Origin of the sequence: Aeromonas sp. 75A (assembly GCF_051919425.1) — a bacterium.
GTDB lineage: Bacteria > Pseudomonadota > Gammaproteobacteria > Enterobacterales > Aeromonadaceae > Aeromonas > Aeromonas veronii.
Window position 1 is genome coordinate 4299174 of sequence record NZ_JBQBES010000002.1, and the last position, 14643, is coordinate 4313816.

Consider the following 14643-nt stretch of genomic DNA (forward strand, 5'->3'; position numbering starts at 1 on the left):
AAGGAGCCAGCACAGACTTTCATAGGAGGGAGATACGAGGGAGCTGGAGGGCTGCGGGCCCTCCCGTTGTGTGGCTAGGGAGCCTTGCAGGCGACGCAGTTGCGGCCGCTCTGTTTAGCCTGATAGAGCATCTGATCGGCGCGGGCGTAGAGGCTCTCCATCAGCTCCCCCTCGCCATTTTCCACCAGTCCGGCGCTGATGGTGATGACCAGCTTATCTCCATCTGGCAGGGGCAGCGGGCTTTGCATCACCTGCAGGCGCAGCCGCTCGGCCAGGGATGCGGCGGCCAAGAGGGTGGTGTTGGGCAGCAAGATGGCAAACTCGTCACCGCCGATGCGGGCCAGCACATCTTCGCTGCGCAGCACCGATTGCATCACCCTGCCCAGATGCACCAGCGCGCTATCCCCAAGGGGATGACCGAAGCGATCGTTGATGCACTTGAACTGATCCACATCCAGCACCATCAGCACCGAGGTAAGGTGGTGGCGCATGTCCAGACTGAGGTTCTTCTCGCACATTTCGAAAAAGAAACGGCGGTTGTAGAGACCGGTGAGGCCATCGCGCACCGACTGCTGGTGCAGCTGCTCCTTGAGCTGGTGCAGTTCGGTAATGTCGGAGGAGATACCGATCAGGGTGGGAGTGCCATCCCCCAACAGAAAGGGCACCTTGACCGACCAGTAGTAGTGCTGATTTCCCTCGGGATCGGTCAACATCTCTTCCCCGGCTTGCAGCTCGCCGGTTTCGAATACCCGGTTGTCCAGTCGCCACAGCTGGCAGGCGCTGGCCGCGGGTATCACCTCATCATCGCGCCGGTTGATGATCTGCTCGGCAGGAAGGCCCAGCAGGTCGGCGACCTTTTGGTTGACGTAGAGAAAGCGGTGCAGGCTGTCCTTCATATAGATATGGGCATCCACGTTGGCGAGGATGATTTCCAGCAGCTGATGCTGCTCCGCCATGCGGGCCTCAATCAGCTTGTGTTCGGTGATATCGGTGGAGATGCCGCACAGGCCGATCAGGTTGCCGTCCCGGTCATACATGGGCTTTTTAACGGTCCAGTAGCAGCGCTTTTCCCCTGTGGTTTTGAGGTAGTTGATCTCCTCCTGGGCGAGGGCGAGCTGCTGCTCCAGTACCAGTTGGTCGTTGCGCTTAATCGCATCCGAGAATTCGAGATCAAAAAAAGCCCGATCATCCTGCCCCTGCAACTCGACGAGGGTGCAGCCAAAGAGATCCAGCACCGCCTGATTGGCATAGGTGTAACGGCCCGCCAGATCCTTGGTGAACATGTAGGCGTCCGTCTCGTTGAAGATGGCTTTGAGGTGATCCAGCTCATGCTGTAACTGGATAGAGAAGGGTTCATCCTTCATGGGGTTAACCATCCTTGGTCAATGGAGTCGTTGTATACCGCGCGAATATATGTACCAACGGTTTAAATTAAGCACTGAACAGGCCATATTTCGTGTTTATTTCCGCAAGTTCTGCGCCATGTCACACGATTGTCATCGTTGGTGTGGTCAAAGGAAATCAACTGAGTCCGTGGCTATGCAGATAACCGTCCCACCTATATCGGCCCGGCATCGTGGGCCAGCAGCAGAGCAATTGCCCGGCAGTCAAATACGCCAGCCCGAGCGGCAGAAAGGGCAACAAACAGGTCTTTAATCAAACTATTTTCACTGTGCCCCTGATATCATCCTCAGCAACGTAATAAGGAGAGATACGAGATGGCAGTGGCACCGTTTAATTGGGATGACGCAGTTCAGTGGGACGGGCCGGGGGCCATTGCGGGCGGTGAAGAGTTGGCTGGTGATCGGCTGGAACGTGCCCGCTATGCCGAGTTTCTGACCAACTACCTCGCAGCCGAAGGCACGCAGCGCAACTATGTGCTCAATCTCAATGCCGAGTGGGGGGCGGGTAAAACCTGGTTTATCAAGCGTTGGTATATGGAGCTGAAAGCGCACTATCCCACGGTCTATATCGACGCCTGGCAACAGGACTTTTCCGACGATCCCTTATTGACGGTGATTTCGTCGATTATCGAGCAATTGAGAGATGCAACAGGAAATAAGGTTTCAATACCTGATGGCATCAAGTCCAAACTATTGGGTTTGCTAAAGGTGGGCGGAAAATTGGTGCTCAAGTCAGCCATTAAAAAAGCTGGATGGGAAGATAGTGATTTTTCTGTGGAAGGCGAAGATGCAGATAAGCTGGTTGATACGCTTTGTAGCAATCACAAAGAGCGTTATGAATCTATCCAGTATCTTAAACAAGAAATTCGGCAATGGGTTGAAGCTGCGGTTTCAGCAAACTTAGACCAATTGGATGGCCAAGGTCGATTGGACTATCCCGCCTTTATTCTGATTGATGAGCTGGATCGCTGTCGCCCCTCCTATGCGGTAGAAATGCTGGAGACCATAAAACATATTTTTGATATTCGCGGCGTGGTGTTTGTACTTGCAACCGATACCGAGCAGTTACAGCATGCTATCAAGGTAATTTATGGCGATGGTTTTGATGCAGAAAGTTATCTTGGCCGATTTTTTCATAGACGATTTACGTTAGGCAGTATCTCTCGACGAGAGTTTATTCAGCAGGCAATTGTAGATAAAAAATTGCATTTTGAGCATATCAATGCATGGCCGAAAATAACTGATAGTCAAGTGTTGGTAAATGTATTAACAGCTGTCTGTGATCATTTTTCATTGAGCTTAAGAAGAACAGAGCAAGTGTTGGACCGAACGATTGCTTCCATCGTTAATTACGAAGGTTGCACATTAAATCTGATTTTTCTTGTCTATCTGTTCTCTCTATGCGAGAAAAATAATGAAGATTATCGGGCTGTAGCGGATGGCAAAATGCCTACGACAGATAACCATCCTAAGCTAAAAGGTTTCAATACTCTTACAAGTGAGTATGAAGAACAACATTTTCAATGTTTTATAAAAGCAGGGAGTGCAATAGGAAGTTATATTGAGGATGTCGATCATGAACGATATCTAAATCCTTTTATAGATGGAATATATATGGTTTCATTAAAAAATATGTTAGCCATTTCTTATGGAAGTCTATTGAAATCGACTTCAGATGATGAGTGTTCATATCGTTTTATCACGTTAGCAAAAGATTGTGTTAAGCGAATGCGAAATTTGACTGTAGAAGAAAATACTATTTTGGCAGAAAAGGAACTCTCACTATTGGAGCGACGTTTAACAACGTATAAAAATTTAGTTGAGCTGGCTGTGCATCTTGACTAAATAAAGCCGGGAAATCCCGGCTTTATTATCAGTTTATTTATTGTGCCGCTCATAAAGCCGCTGAACGACATCCTGTAATCCCAGCCCTTCGTTTTGCAGCAGCACGGTCAGGTGGTAGAGCAGATCGGCGGATTCGTTGATGAGCTCCTCCCGATCCTTGGCCATGGCGGCCAGCGCCACTTCAACACCCTCTTCACCTACCTTCTGGGCGATGCGCTTGGTGCCCTTGCCATAGAGGCTGGCAGTGTAGCTGGTGGCCGGATCGGCCCCTTTGCGGGCGGCCAGGATCCGTTCCAGCTCAGCCAGAAAACCGAGCGGCGGCAGCGGGTGGCCGTTAAAACAGGAGGTTGTCCCCTTGTGGCAGGTGGGGCCGACGGGGTTGGCGGCGATCAGCAGGGAGTCCTGATCACAGTCGGTGCTGATGGCCACGAGTTGGAGCACATTGCCCGAGCTTTCACCCTTGGTCCAGAGCCGCTGTTTGCTGCGGCTAAAGAAGGTGACCTGACCGGTAGTCTGGGTCTTCTCCAGCGCTTCGCGGGTCATAAAGCCCTGCATCAGCACCTCGCCGCTGGCGGCATGCTGGACGATGGCGGGGATCATGCCGTCGCATTTTTCCCAGTCGAGCTGTTCAATTAATAAGTTGGAATTATGCACGGGTATCGGCTCCTCTATTATCAGACCGGCACTCAGGGCGGGGGATCATGGCGCATTTACATTTTTCCCAGTCGAGCTGCTCGGCAAGAGGGCGCGCGCTGGCGGTTGTTTGTGCATTTTCAGAGAAATTACTCACGGATGGCGACTCCTTCGGTTTTCAGCCAGCGTTTCAATTCGGGAATGGGGATAAGGCCCTTGTGGAACACAGAGGCGGCCAGCGCCCCGTCCACGTCGGCGAGGGTAAAGGCATCGCGAAAGTGCGCCATGGCACCGGCGCCGCCGGAGGCGATCAGCGGCACCTTGCAGACGCTGCGCACCAGCTTGAGCTGCTCGAGATCATAACCTTGGCGCATGCCGTCCTGATTCATCACGTTCAGCACGATTTCGCCCGCGCCGCGCTTTTGCACCTCCTGCACCCAATCGAGGGTGTGCCAGGCGGTGGTGCGGGTGCGACTCTCGTCACCGGTAAACTGTTTGACCTGATAGTGGCCCGTGTCGGCGTCGAAGTAGGAGTCAATGCCCACCACCACGCACTGCACGCCAAAGCGCTCGGCCAGTCGGCTGATGAGGGTCGGGTCGGCCAGCGCCGGAGAGTTTATGGAGACCTTGTCGGCGCCAAATTCGAGGATCTGGCGGGCATCTTCCACGCTCTTGATGCCACCGGCGACGCAGAAGGGGATATCGATCACCTCCGCTACCCGGCTCACCCAGCTCTTGTCCACTACCCGGGCATCGCTGGAGGCGGTGATGTCATAGAACACCAGCTCGTCAGCGCCTTCCTCGGCGTAGCGGCGCGCCAGCTCGACAATGCCGCCCATCACCTCGTGGTTGCGAAACTGCACCCCCTTGACCACCACGCCATCTTTCACGTCGAGGCAGGGGATAATGCGTCTTGCCAGCATCAGTTACCTCCTGTGGTATCGGCAGCGGGTGCTTGCCAGCAGGCGATGGCGTCACCCACCGAGAATTTTCCCTCCAGCAGGGCGCGGCCAAGGATGATCCCCTTGACGCCGGAGCCCTTGAGCGCCTCGATATCCGCGATGCCGCCAATGCCGCCGGAGGCTTGAAAGGCGACGCTCGGGTAGCGGGCGCAGAGATCCCGATAGAGCTCGACGTTGGTGCCAGCCAGGGTGCCGTCACGGCTGATGTCGGTACAGAGCACATGCTTGAGCCCGGCGGGGAGGAAGCGCTCGATCAGCGCCTCGATGGTCACGCCGCTGTTCTCCTGCCAGCCCGCCACCGCGATATGGCGATTGCCCTGATCATCGATATTGACGTCCAGCGCCAGCACGATCTGCTCGGGGCCATATTTCTCCATCCAGCTCGCCACCAGATCCGGAGATTTGACGGCGGTGGAGCCAATCACCACCCGGCTGGCACCGGCGGCCAGCAGATCCGCCACATCCTGTTCGGTACGCACGCCGCCGCCGACCTGCACCGGCGCTTCGGTGGCTGACAGCAGTTGGGTCAGCAGGGGCAACTGGCGCGCCTTGGCATCCTTGGCACCGTCCAGATCCACCAGATGGAGCTGCACCGCCCCCTGAGAGACATATTCGTCGAAGCGGGCCTGCGGGCTGCTGCTGTATTCGGTCTTCTGCTCGTAGTCCCCCTGATAGAGGCGAACTACCTGACCGTTGATAAGGTCAATTGCGGGAATGATCATGCTAGTCACAGCTCCAGAAAATTTTGCAGCAAACGGGCACCGGCTGCGCCTGAGCGCTCCGGGTGGAATTGGGCGCCAAAGAAGTTGCTGTGCTCTGCAACCCCACCGACGATGGCGGTAAACGGCTGGCCGTAGTCGCAGGTCGCCAGCGTCGCTTCGGTTACCTCCAGCGCATAGGAGTGCACGAAGTAGAAGTAGCTGCCGCTCGGGATCCCCTTGAGCAGAGGATGGCTCTCGTCGTGCTCAATCTGGTTCCAGCCCATGTGGGGCAAACGCAGGTTGCCCACCTCCATCAGCTTGATCCTGCCCGGTACTATGCCAAGACAATCGATCAAGGCATGGGCCTTGCCATCGGTAGCCATGCTCTCTTCGGACGCTTCCGCCAGCATCTGCATGCCGAGGCAAAAACCCAGCAGCGGCTGCTTGGCGGCGCGAATGAGCGGCACCAACCCCCGTTCGTTGAGATTCTTCATGGCGGCCACTGCGGTGCCGACGCCGGGCAGGATCAGCTTGTCCGCCGCTTCGATGTCGGCTGCCTCGCGGGAGACCCGCGGCTGCACGCCGAGGCGCTCGAATGCCATGCGCACCGAGGCGAGGTTAGCGCAGCCGGTGTCGATAATGACCAGCTTCTGCTTGCTCATATCCATCACAGCACTCCCTTGCTGGAGGGAAGCTCGATCCCTTCCACCCGAATGGCCTGACGCAGGGCGCGGCCAAAGCCCTTGAACAGCGCCTCTACCTGATGGTGGGTATTGCCGCTGCCCACCTTCATCTGCAAGGTGATGGCCATGGCGTCCGACAGCGAGCGGAAGAAGTGGGGCACCATCTCGGTGGCCATCTCGCCCACGTTGTCGCGGCCAAAGCCGCTCGGGCAGTCAAACACGAAGTAGGGGCGACCGCTCAAGTCCAGCGCTGTGCTCACCTCCTGCTCGGTCAGCGGGCGCGCATCGATTACCGCCTGCACCTCGTCCATCGCCAGCACGAAGCCGAAACGGCCGATGCCGCGCTTGTTGCCAAGGGCCTGACGCAGCGCCTGACCCAGCGCCAGCCCCACATCCTCTACCGTGTGGTGATCGTCGATATGCAGATCACCGCTGACGTTCAGCTTGAGCTGGAAACCGGCGTGGGTGGCGATCTGATCCAGCATGTGATCAAAGAAGCCGATGCCGGTGGCAATCTGGTTGCCACCGCTCTTATCCAAGTCAAGCGCCACCTCAATACGGGTCTCCTTGGTGTAACGCTCAACCTCGGCCACACGCCCCTTGGACAGTAGCTGATCACGGATGGCGAGCCAGTTGTGATCCTGCGGGTGGTAGCGAATACCGCCAATGCCCATGTTCTCGGCCAGCTGCAGATCGGTCTGGCGATCGCCAATCACGAAGGAGTTGGCAAAGTCGATGCGACCCGAGGCGAGATACTCCTTTACCAGCCCGAGGTGGGGCTTGCGGCAGCTGCAACCGTCGGTGGGGAAGTGCGGGCAGATCAGCACCTGCTCCCACTTCACCCCTTGCGATTCAAACAGGTGCATCATCAGGTCGTGGGGTGGCTGGAAGTTTTCCAGCGGCAGGCTGGCGGTGCCCAACCCATCCTGGTTGGTCACCATCACCAGCACGTAACCGGCGGCCTGCAACTCGCGCAGCACCGGAATGACCATGGGCTCGAAGCGAAGTTTGGCGAGGCTATCCACCTGCTTGTCGGTCACTGGCTCTTCAATCAGGGTGCCGTCGCGGTCGATAAACAAAAACGGGGTCTTCATCGCTACATCCTTGTCTTACAAAGTGGGAGAGGGCATATCACGCAGTATCGCCAGCACGGCATCCATCTCGCCCTGATAGCCGATGGTGACGCGAATGCTGTTGTCCAGACCCGGCTTGCTGGAGAAATCCCGCAGTATGATGCCAGCGGCCTTCATGGCGGCAAAGACGGCGGCGCCATCAACAAAGCGCACCAGCACGAAGTTGCCCTTGTCTTCGAATACTTCCTTCACGCAGGCAAGCGTTGCCAGCTCTGCCTTGAAGGCGGCTTTTTGCTTGTTGAGCTCTATTACTCGCTCGCGCATCAGCTCCAGCCCCATGGGGGAGAGTGCCTGCGCCGCGATCTGGGCGATGGGCTCGGGGATGGGATAGGGGGCGATCACCTTGGCCAGCATGGCGATCACCTCGGGGCTTGCCAGCGTAAAGCCGCAGCGGATCCCCGCCAGAGCAAAGGCTTTGGAGAGGGTGCGGGTCACCACCAGATTGGGGAAGCGGGCCAGCAGGTCCACCACGGACGCCTCGGGGCAGAACTCGATATAGGCCTCGTCCACCACCACGATGGCGCGATCCCGAGCTTTTTCCAGCAGGGCGATGAGGCCGTCGCGACCCACCAGATCCCCGGTGGGGTTGTTGGGGGAGCAGAGAAACACCAGTTTCACGTCGGACAGGCGATCGGCGATGGCGGGCCAGTCCGGTTGGCGGCTGGCGGTCAGCGGCTGTTCGACGATGCCAACGCCACAGGTCTCGGCGCTGATGGCGTACATGCCGTAGGTGGGCGGGCAGATGAGGATCTGATCTTCACCCGCTTCGCAGAAGGTGCGAATAAGCAGCTCGATGGCCTCGTCGGCGCCGCGGCTCACCAGTACCTGATCGGGATTGACCCCGGCGTAGGCGGCATAGCTGTTCACCACCTCGGCCGGTTGGCACTCGGGGTAGCGGTTGAGGCGGCTCCCCTCGATGGTAAAGGGATAGGCCTGCGGCGCCTCATTGGCGTTGAGCCAGACGTGGCCCTTGCCGCCGATGCGGCGGGCGGATTGATAAGGGGTGAGGGCCCGCACCACGCGGCGCGCCAGATTGGCAATGCTCATGACAAATCCTTCTGCTGTGCTGTTGGTTGGGGCGCGGCGACCAGGGCGTTCAATCTCAGCGTCACGGCGTTCTTGTGGCCATCGAGCCTCTCGGCCTGGGCGATACGCTCGACGATGGGGCCAAGGCCCTGAATGCCGCGCTCGCTCAGCTCCTGCACCGTGTAGCGGCGCTGATAATCGGCGAGGCCAAGGCTCGAGCAGGTGCGGGCATAGCCATAGGTGGGCAAGGTGTGGTTGGTGCCGCTGGCGTAATCGCCGACTGACTCGGGCGTCCATGCTCCCAGGAAGATGGAACCGGCGTTTTCAAGCTGGTCCAGCAGCTCGCGGGGTGACTGGGTCTGCACAATCAGGTGCTCCGGCGCGTAGGCGTTGGAGATGGCACACGCCTCGGCCAGATCGTCACAGAGGATCACCAGACTGCTGCCGAGCGCCTGGGCGGCGATATCGCGGCGGCTCAACTTGGCCAGCTGGCTCTTGATTTCGCCAGCGATGGCATCGGCCAGCAGGGGCGAGGTAGTCACCAGCACAACCTGACTGTCGGGGCCATGCTCGGCCTGGGAGAGCAGATCTGCTGCCACGAACGCCGGGTTGGCGCTCTCGTCGGCGATCACCAGCACCTCGGAGGGGCCGGCTGGCATATCGATGGCGGCGCCGCGCCAGTCGCGGGATACCTGCCCCTTGGCCTCGGTCACATAGGCGTTGCCCGGGCCGAAGATCTTGTCCACTTTGGGAATGCTCTCTGTGCCGTACGCCATGGCGGCGATGGCCTGGGCGCCGCCAATGGCGAACACCTTCTCGACGCCGCAGGCGCGGGCGGCAAACAGGATCTCGTCGCTGGCGGGGGACGGGGTGCAGAGCACCACTTCACGGCAACCGGCGATAGCAGCCGGAATGGCCAGCATCATCACGGTGGAGGGGAGCGGCGCGCTGCCCCCCGGCACATAGAGGCCGACTCGACTGATGGGTTGGGTGCGCAGCTCGCACACCACCCCGGGCTGGGTTTCTACCCGTACCACCGGCTGCACTTGCGCGGCGTGGAAGGTGCGAATATTGGCAATGGCCGCTTCGATGGCATTTTTGATGTCGTCATCCAGCCGCGCGCATGCAGCTTCAATCTCATCTTCGCTGACGCGCAACTGCTCACGGGGGGCACGCTCGAAGCGCAGGCTCAGCTCGCGCAGGGCCTCATCGCCACGGCTACGCACCGCGGCGATGATATCCCGCACTACGGCGCCGATATCCGCCTCGTCATTGAGGGCGGGCCGAGTCAGCACGTCGGCCTGCTGGGCAGGGGAGAGGGTCTTCCAGATCAGGGTCTGCATGATGTCCCTTCCTTATTCCATCATTTTTTCGATGGGCAGCACCAGAATGGAGCTGGCGCCGAGGGCCTTGAGCTGCTCCATGGTCTCCCAGAACAGGGTCTCGCTGGAGACGACGTGCAGGGCCACCTGATTGGTGTCACCGGCCAGTTGCATGATGGTGGGGCGCTCGGCACCCGGCAGCAGATCGGTGATGGCATCGAGCTTGTCTTTGGGGGCGTGCAGCATGATGTATTTGCTCTCGCGGGCCTGCTGCATCCCCTGAATGCGGGGCAGCAGTTTGTCGATGAGCTTCTGTTTGGCATCAGACAAGGGGTTGGGGGCCTGGACCAGTACCGCCTTGGAGCGGTAGATCACCTCCACCTCTTTGAGGCCATTGGCTTCCAGGGTCGCGCCGGTGGAGACCAGATCGCAGATGGCATCGGCCAGGCCTGCGCGGGGTGCCACTTCCACCGAGCCGCCCAGCATCACGCTCTTGAAGCCAAGGCCCTTTTCGTCAAAGAAGCGCTTGAGCAGCCCGGGATAGGAGGTCGCGATGCGCTTGCCGGCAAGGCTAGCTGGCCCTGTGTAGTTCACATCTTCCGGCACCGCCAGCGAGAGGCGGCAGCCGCCAAAGTCCAGCTGCTTGAGGGTTTTGACCTCGAAGGGCAGTCCCTGTGAAGCGCGAATAAGCTGCACCTCTTCCAGCACGTTCTCGCCGATGATGCCAAGGTCGACCACCCCTTCCATCACCAGACCCGGGATATCGTCATCACGCACCCGCAGGATATCGATGGGCATGTTCTCGACATGGGCGATAAGGCGCTGCTCGCGCAGGTTGATTTTCAGACCACAGCTCTTGAACAGGGCTTGGGAGTCCTGGCTCAGACGACCGGACTTTTGCATGGCGATACGCAGACGTTGTGTTTCCATTGCTCGATTTCCTTCTAGTCAAAAACGAAAAAACCCTCGGAAGTGGGTGCTTCCGAGGGTTTATGAATCTTGCGGTCCTTTTGGAAGTCACCAGTTAAGTGTCTTCCAGCAGTCAACCTCCTGAAAGACTAGTCGGGATGATGATGGTGGTGATGAGTCTTCAGGGTGGTGAACTTCATGTAATCAATCCTTTACAAAATAAGATGTCGTAATTGACGCCTGATTTAAACTACCTGCCTTGACAGAAAATGCAACCCGAAATTGTGATTTGATCGATTAAAGTGGCGAAAACGGTTTTCTGGTCGATAACTAGACAATAACCCCTGCAGGAGTCGCCATCATGCCCAGCCAGGACCTGTTGTTCCCCATTTTGCCCCGGGCGCCCGCTGCGCCCGGCAGCGAAGAGATCAAGCGGGAAGTGAACCAGATCAGCAAAAAGCACCAGCTGCGCAAGACCAGCACTGACAACAGTGACTCCCAGCAGCGCCAGCAGGCATATAACACGCCAGCCAAACGTGATCAGCCCAAGGCGGAAGAGGGCGATCACAAGCCGGACCCCGAGCATCAGATCGATCTGTTCGTCTAGGCAGATTATCTGTCCCGCTTTTGCCGCGCTTTTGGCATAATGGCCGCTTTTGCTGCGGGACGCCCTTTTGACCATCCAGACCCTGTTCAAGCCAGATGGCCCTCTGGCCAGCCATATCGACGGTTTCAAAGCCCGCGCTCCCCAACTGGAGATGGCCGAAGCGGTCGCGCGCGCCATCAAAAGTGGTGGCCGTCTGTTGGTGGAGGCGGGGACCGGTACCGGCAAGACCTACGCCTATTTGGTGCCTGCGCTGGAGTCCGGCAAGCGGGTGGTGATCAGCACCGGCTCCAAGAACCTGCAGGAGCAGCTCTTCTATCGGGATCTCCCGACCATCACAGGGGCGCTCTCCTACACCCCGCCGGTGGCCTTGCTCAAGGGGCGCAGCAACTATCTCTGCATCGAGCGGATGAACCGGCTCTTGAGCGAATCCCATCTGCAAAAGCCTGAAATTCTCAACGATCTGGTGAAGGTCAAATCCTGGTCCACTGCTACCGATAACGGCGATGTGGGGGATATTCCGGGATTGCAGGAGAACGCCGAGATCCTCGCCCACGTCACCAGCACCAACGATAACTGCCTCGGTCGCGACTGCCCCTATTACGACGACTGCCATCTGGTGGTGGCACGACGCCGCGCCATGGACGCCCAGGTGGTGGTGATCAACCACCACCTCTTCTTCGCCGATATGGCGGTGAAAGACACCGGATTTGGTGAGTTGGTGCCCGAAGCGCAAGTCTATGTCTTTGACGAGGCACATCAGCTGCCGGAGATCGCCACCAACTACTTCGGCAAGTCGGTGGGCAGCCGAACGATTCAGGATTTGGCGCAGGATATCCAGCTTGCCTATCGGGCCGAAGCCCACGACATGGCCCAGCTCGGCAAGGCGGCGGACCGGCTCGCTATCGCCAGTCAGGATCTGCGGCTCGCCTTCGGGGTGGATGGCGGTCGTGGTAATACCCGCGACATGCTGCGCCAGCAGCTCTGGGGGCAGGCTTTGGCTCGTCTTAACGATGCCATCGGGCTCTGCTACGAGGTGCTGAAACTCGCTCTTGGCCGTGGCGAGCAGCTGGATCACGCCTTCGAGCGCATCAGTGAACTGCGCACCCGCCTGGGTGAAGTGCTGGCGGTCAACCAGACCGGTTTCTCCTACTGGTACGACTGCTCACGGCTTCATTTCACCCTCAATCTGACGCCGCTTTCGGTGGCCGAGCGATTCAGTGCCGAGGTGCAAAGAGCGGAAGTGGCCTGGGTCTTCACCTCCGCCACCCTGACGGTGGATATGCGTTTTGACCACTTCAAGGCCGAGCTGGGACTGGCGGGCAGTGCTGAGCTTATTCTCGACAGCCCGTTCGACTATGGCGAGCAGGCGCGGCTCTGTGTGCCCCGCTATCTGCCGGAGCCCAACGCCTTTGGTCGCGGCGAGCAGCTGGCAATCTGATGATTCCCCTCATCAACAAGACGCCGGGTGGCTGTTTCTTCCTCTGCACCAGCCATCAGGTGATGCGTCAGGTGGCCGAGGTGCTGCGCCGGGAGATTGGCCGAACCGTCTTGTTGCAGGGGGAGGACAACAAGCAGCGGCTGCTCAAGGAGTTTGTCGAGAATGGCCGCGCCGTGCTGGTGGCGACCAGTAGCTTCTGGGAGGGGATCGACGTGCGAGGGGCTGCGTTGTCGTGTGTTATCATCGACAAACTGCCGTTTGCCAGTCCCGATGATCCGCTGCTCAAGGCGCGGGTGGATGATTGCAAGCTCAAGGGGGGTGATCCCTTCGCCGAGCTGCAGTTGCCCAAGGCGGTGATTGCCCTCAAACAGGGGGTGGGGCGGCTTATTCGTGATCGCACAGATCACGGGGTGCTGGTGATATGTGATCCCCGAATGGTCAACAAACCTTATGGCGCCACTTTTATCAAGAGTCTGCCCGCCATCCCCCGTACCCGGGAATTGGGAACGTTGGGGAGTTTTTTCGATCGCACTGAACGCGGTGAATAAGTGTGCCGCCAGCTAACAGATTTGAACAACGGGTGAGCATATCTCGCTTGCCGGTTATGTAATTGACTGATTTTATAGAGATTGGAAAGCATGAACGAGTTGAAGATCCTGGCCGTTGATACCGCCACCGAAGCCTGCTCCGCCGCCTTGCTGGTGGGTGACAAGCTGTTCTCCCGCTGGGAGGAGGCGCCACGGGATCACACCCGAAAAATCCTGCCCATGGTTCAGGCTGTGTTAGAGGATGCCGGGATAAGTTTGAGTGACCTCGATGCCATTGCGTTCGGTCGCGGCCCGGGCTCCTTTACCGGCGTGCGGATCGGCATCAGTGTGGCGCAAGGTCTGGCGTTTGGTGCGGGTGTGCCGCTGATTGGCATCTCGACCCTGGCCGCCATGGCGCAAGGCGCCTATCGACTGGATGGCGCCGAGCAGGTGCTGACCGCCATCGATGCCCGGATGAACGAGGTCTATTTCGGCCGCTATGAGCTGATTGATGGCCGCATGCAGCTGGTGGGTGACGAGGTGGTGAGCGATCCCGCGGCGCTGGTTGACGTCCGTGGCAAGCTGGCGGGCCCTGTGACCTGCGTCGGCACCGGTTTTGAAACCTATGGCGAGACCCTGAGTGGTCTGGCCGATGAGCTGGCGGTGAGCCAGGTGCGCTTCCCGGCGGCAGAGGACATGCTGCCGCTGGCCCGCGCCGCCTGGCTGGCGGGGGAGGCTGTGCCGGTGGAGCAGGCGACGCCGGTTTATTTGCGTGACAAGGTGACCTGGAAAAAACTGCCGGGTCGCGAATAAGGGCAGGAGCACTGACAGCATGTCGCTCTTGCCGCTCATCAGCTGCAATATAAGCGGGTGGCCCCTACGGGCCACGCCGGCAACAGGAGAGTGACATGATGCGTAATAGCAGAAGCGACATGATGAAACGCGGGATGGTGGTCGGGGCGCTGGCTCTGCTGCTCGGGGCCTGCAGCTCGGTCCCCAAGGAGCTGGCCTATGAGCCAGAAAACCAGCTGGTGGCCTATCAGCCCGCCCTTGGCGGAATGGAGGGCAAACCGGCCCGTTGGAGCGGTGTTATCTCGGCGGTGCACAACAAGGCGGATCAGAGCGTTATTGAAGTGGTCTATCTGCCGCTCAAGTCCAACGGTGTGCCGGAGCAGACCGAGCAGAGCCCGGGCCGTTTTCTGGCCATCATGAAGGGTTTTGTCGATCCGACCCTCTACGCCAAGGGGCGCAGCCTGACAGTGCTTGGCACCATAGGCCAACCGGTTGATAGCCAGATTGGCGAGCACAAGTACCGCTTCTCTGTGCTCAATGTGACGGGCAGCAAGCTGTGGCCGCCAGTCAAGGAGGTGGAGGTGCGCTATATGGACCCCTACTTCTACGACCCCTTCTATGATCCCTTCTGGCCGAGACGGCCGCTGCGTCGCTAAGGCTTG

General features: G+C 58.8%; 13 protein-coding genes, 1 pseudogene and 1 other annotated feature. Of the genes and pseudogenes, 5 read left to right on the top strand and 9 right to left on the bottom strand.

The window, feature by feature from the left end; translation table 11 throughout:
- Positions 1 to 74: 74 nt before the first annotated feature.
- Positions 75 to 1364, bottom strand: a complete 1290-nt coding sequence (locus ACTG2T_RS19930; protein WP_330124198.1) for a sensor domain-containing diguanylate cyclase — start codon at positions 1362 to 1364, stop codon at positions 75 to 77.
- A 354-nt stretch (positions 1365 to 1718) separates the two neighbouring features.
- On the opposite strand from ACTG2T_RS19930, the gene ACTG2T_RS19935 reads away from it, so the two are divergent.
- Positions 1719 to 3248: a KAP family P-loop NTPase fold protein gene (locus ACTG2T_RS19935; RefSeq protein ID WP_330124199.1), complete on the top strand. Its 1530-nt coding sequence runs from the start codon at positions 1719 to 1721 to the stop codon at positions 3246 to 3248.
- A gap of 33 nt (positions 3249 to 3281) precedes the next feature.
- Here ACTG2T_RS19935 and hisIE read toward each other — a convergent pair whose 3' ends face one another.
- From hisIE to hisG, 8 genes are all read right to left on the bottom strand, one after another.
- Positions 3282 to 3902: a bifunctional phosphoribosyl-AMP cyclohydrolase/phosphoribosyl-ATP diphosphatase HisIE gene (gene hisIE, locus ACTG2T_RS19940; protein ID WP_330124200.1), complete on the bottom strand. Its 621-nt coding sequence runs from the start codon at positions 3900 to 3902 to the stop codon at positions 3282 to 3284.
- 128 nt (positions 3903 to 4030) lie between these two features.
- Positions 4031 to 4804 (bottom strand): imidazole glycerol phosphate synthase subunit HisF, encoded by a 774-nt coding sequence (gene hisF / locus ACTG2T_RS19945; RefSeq protein ID WP_111901492.1) that lies wholly within the window; start codon positions 4802 to 4804, stop codon positions 4031 to 4033.
- Positions 4804 to 5565 carry a 1-(5-phosphoribosyl)-5-[(5-phosphoribosylamino)methylideneamino]imidazole-4-carboxamide isomerase gene (gene hisA, locus ACTG2T_RS19950; RefSeq protein ID WP_236316944.1) on the bottom strand — a complete coding sequence of 254 codons (762 nt, stop codon included), beginning with the start codon at positions 5563 to 5565 and terminating at the stop codon, positions 4804 to 4806. Before hisA ends, hisF begins: the two co-directional genes overlap by 1 nt.
- A gap of 5 nt (positions 5566 to 5570) precedes the next feature.
- Entirely contained in the window at positions 5571 to 6212 is a 642-nt protein-coding gene (gene hisH, locus ACTG2T_RS19955) for an imidazole glycerol phosphate synthase subunit HisH (RefSeq protein WP_330124201.1), read from the bottom strand.
- Positions 6212 to 7321, bottom strand: a complete 1110-nt coding sequence (gene hisB, locus ACTG2T_RS19960) for a bifunctional histidinol-phosphatase/imidazoleglycerol-phosphate dehydratase HisB (protein WP_236316942.1) — start codon at positions 7319 to 7321, stop codon at positions 6212 to 6214. The genes hisH and hisB overlap by 1 nt, the downstream gene beginning before the upstream one ends.
- Before the next feature lie 15 nt (positions 7322 to 7336).
- The gene (gene hisC / locus ACTG2T_RS19965) at positions 7337 to 8407 is read right to left on the bottom strand and encodes a histidinol-phosphate transaminase (RefSeq protein WP_330124202.1); all 1071 of its coding nucleotides are present in this window, start codon (positions 8405 to 8407) and stop codon (positions 7337 to 7339) included.
- Positions 8404 to 9729: a histidinol dehydrogenase gene (hisD, locus tag ACTG2T_RS19970; RefSeq protein WP_330124203.1), complete on the bottom strand. Its 1326-nt coding sequence runs from the start codon at positions 9727 to 9729 to the stop codon at positions 8404 to 8406. The genes hisC and hisD overlap by 4 nt, the downstream gene beginning before the upstream one ends.
- A gap of 12 nt (positions 9730 to 9741) precedes the next feature.
- On the bottom strand, positions 9742 to 10638 hold the full coding sequence (hisG, locus tag ACTG2T_RS19975; RefSeq protein ID WP_005345626.1) for an ATP phosphoribosyltransferase: 897 nt from the start codon (positions 10636 to 10638) through the stop codon (positions 9742 to 9744).
- A gap of 24 nt (positions 10639 to 10662) precedes the next feature.
- Positions 10663 to 10791: a sequence feature (His leader region), on the bottom strand.
- A 187-nt stretch (positions 10792 to 10978) separates the two neighbouring features.
- On the opposite strand from hisG, the gene ACTG2T_RS19980 reads away from it, so the two are divergent.
- The 4 genes and pseudogenes from ACTG2T_RS19980 (at position 10979) to ACTG2T_RS19995 (ending at position 14637) form a co-directional block, all read left to right on the top strand.
- Positions 10979 to 11224 carry a hypothetical protein gene (locus ACTG2T_RS19980; RefSeq protein WP_047440092.1) on the top strand — a complete coding sequence of 82 codons (246 nt, stop codon included), beginning with the start codon at positions 10979 to 10981 and terminating at the stop codon, positions 11222 to 11224.
- A gap of 67 nt (positions 11225 to 11291) precedes the next feature.
- A pseudogene (locus tag ACTG2T_RS19985) lies at positions 11292 to 13210 on the top strand (ATP-dependent DNA helicase).
- A gap of 90 nt (positions 13211 to 13300) precedes the next feature.
- A complete protein-coding gene (gene tsaB / locus ACTG2T_RS19990) occupies positions 13301 to 14002 on the top strand; it encodes a tRNA (adenosine(37)-N6)-threonylcarbamoyltransferase complex dimerization subunit type 1 TsaB (protein ID WP_181281633.1) in 702 nt (233 codons plus the stop codon).
- A gap of 119 nt (positions 14003 to 14121) precedes the next feature.
- On the top strand, positions 14122 to 14637 hold the full coding sequence (locus tag ACTG2T_RS19995) for a Slp family lipoprotein (protein WP_076491763.1): 516 nt from the start codon (positions 14122 to 14124) through the stop codon (positions 14635 to 14637).
- The last annotated feature ends 6 nt before the right edge of the window (positions 14638 to 14643 follow it).

Coding starts and splice junctions, on each gene's coding strand:
- hisH (WP_330124201.1), bottom strand. CDS start 6,212: ATGGATATGAGCAAGCAGAAGCTGGTCATTATCGACACCGGCTGCGCT.
- hisB (WP_236316942.1), bottom strand. CDS start 7,321: ATGAAGACCCCGTTTTTGTTTATCGACCGCGACGGCACCCTGATTGAA.
- hisF (WP_111901492.1), bottom strand. CDS start 4,804: ATGCTGGCAAGACGCATTATCCCCTGCCTCGACGTGAAAGATGGCGTG.
- hisD (WP_330124203.1), bottom strand. CDS start 9,729: ATGCAGACCCTGATCTGGAAGACCCTCTCCCCTGCCCAGCAGGCCGAC.
- ACTG2T_RS19980 (WP_047440092.1), top strand. CDS start 10,979: ATGCCCAGCCAGGACCTGTTGTTCCCCATTTTGCCCCGGGCGCCCGCT.
- ACTG2T_RS19930 (WP_330124198.1), bottom strand. CDS start 1,364: ATGAAGGATGAACCCTTCTCTATCCAGTTACAGCATGAGCTGGATCAC.
- ACTG2T_RS19935 (WP_330124199.1), top strand. CDS start 1,719: ATGGCAGTGGCACCGTTTAATTGGGATGACGCAGTTCAGTGGGACGGG.
- hisG (WP_005345626.1), bottom strand. CDS start 10,638: ATGGAAACACAACGTCTGCGTATCGCCATGCAAAAGTCCGGTCGTCTG.
- tsaB (WP_181281633.1), top strand. CDS start 13,301: ATGAACGAGTTGAAGATCCTGGCCGTTGATACCGCCACCGAAGCCTGC.
- hisA (WP_236316944.1), bottom strand. CDS start 5,565: ATGATCATTCCCGCAATTGACCTTATCAACGGTCAGGTAGTTCGCCTC.
- ACTG2T_RS19995 (WP_076491763.1), top strand. CDS start 14,122: ATGATGAAACGCGGGATGGTGGTCGGGGCGCTGGCTCTGCTGCTCGGG.
- hisC (WP_330124202.1), bottom strand. CDS start 8,407: ATGAGCATTGCCAATCTGGCGCGCCGCGTGGTGCGGGCCCTCACCCCT.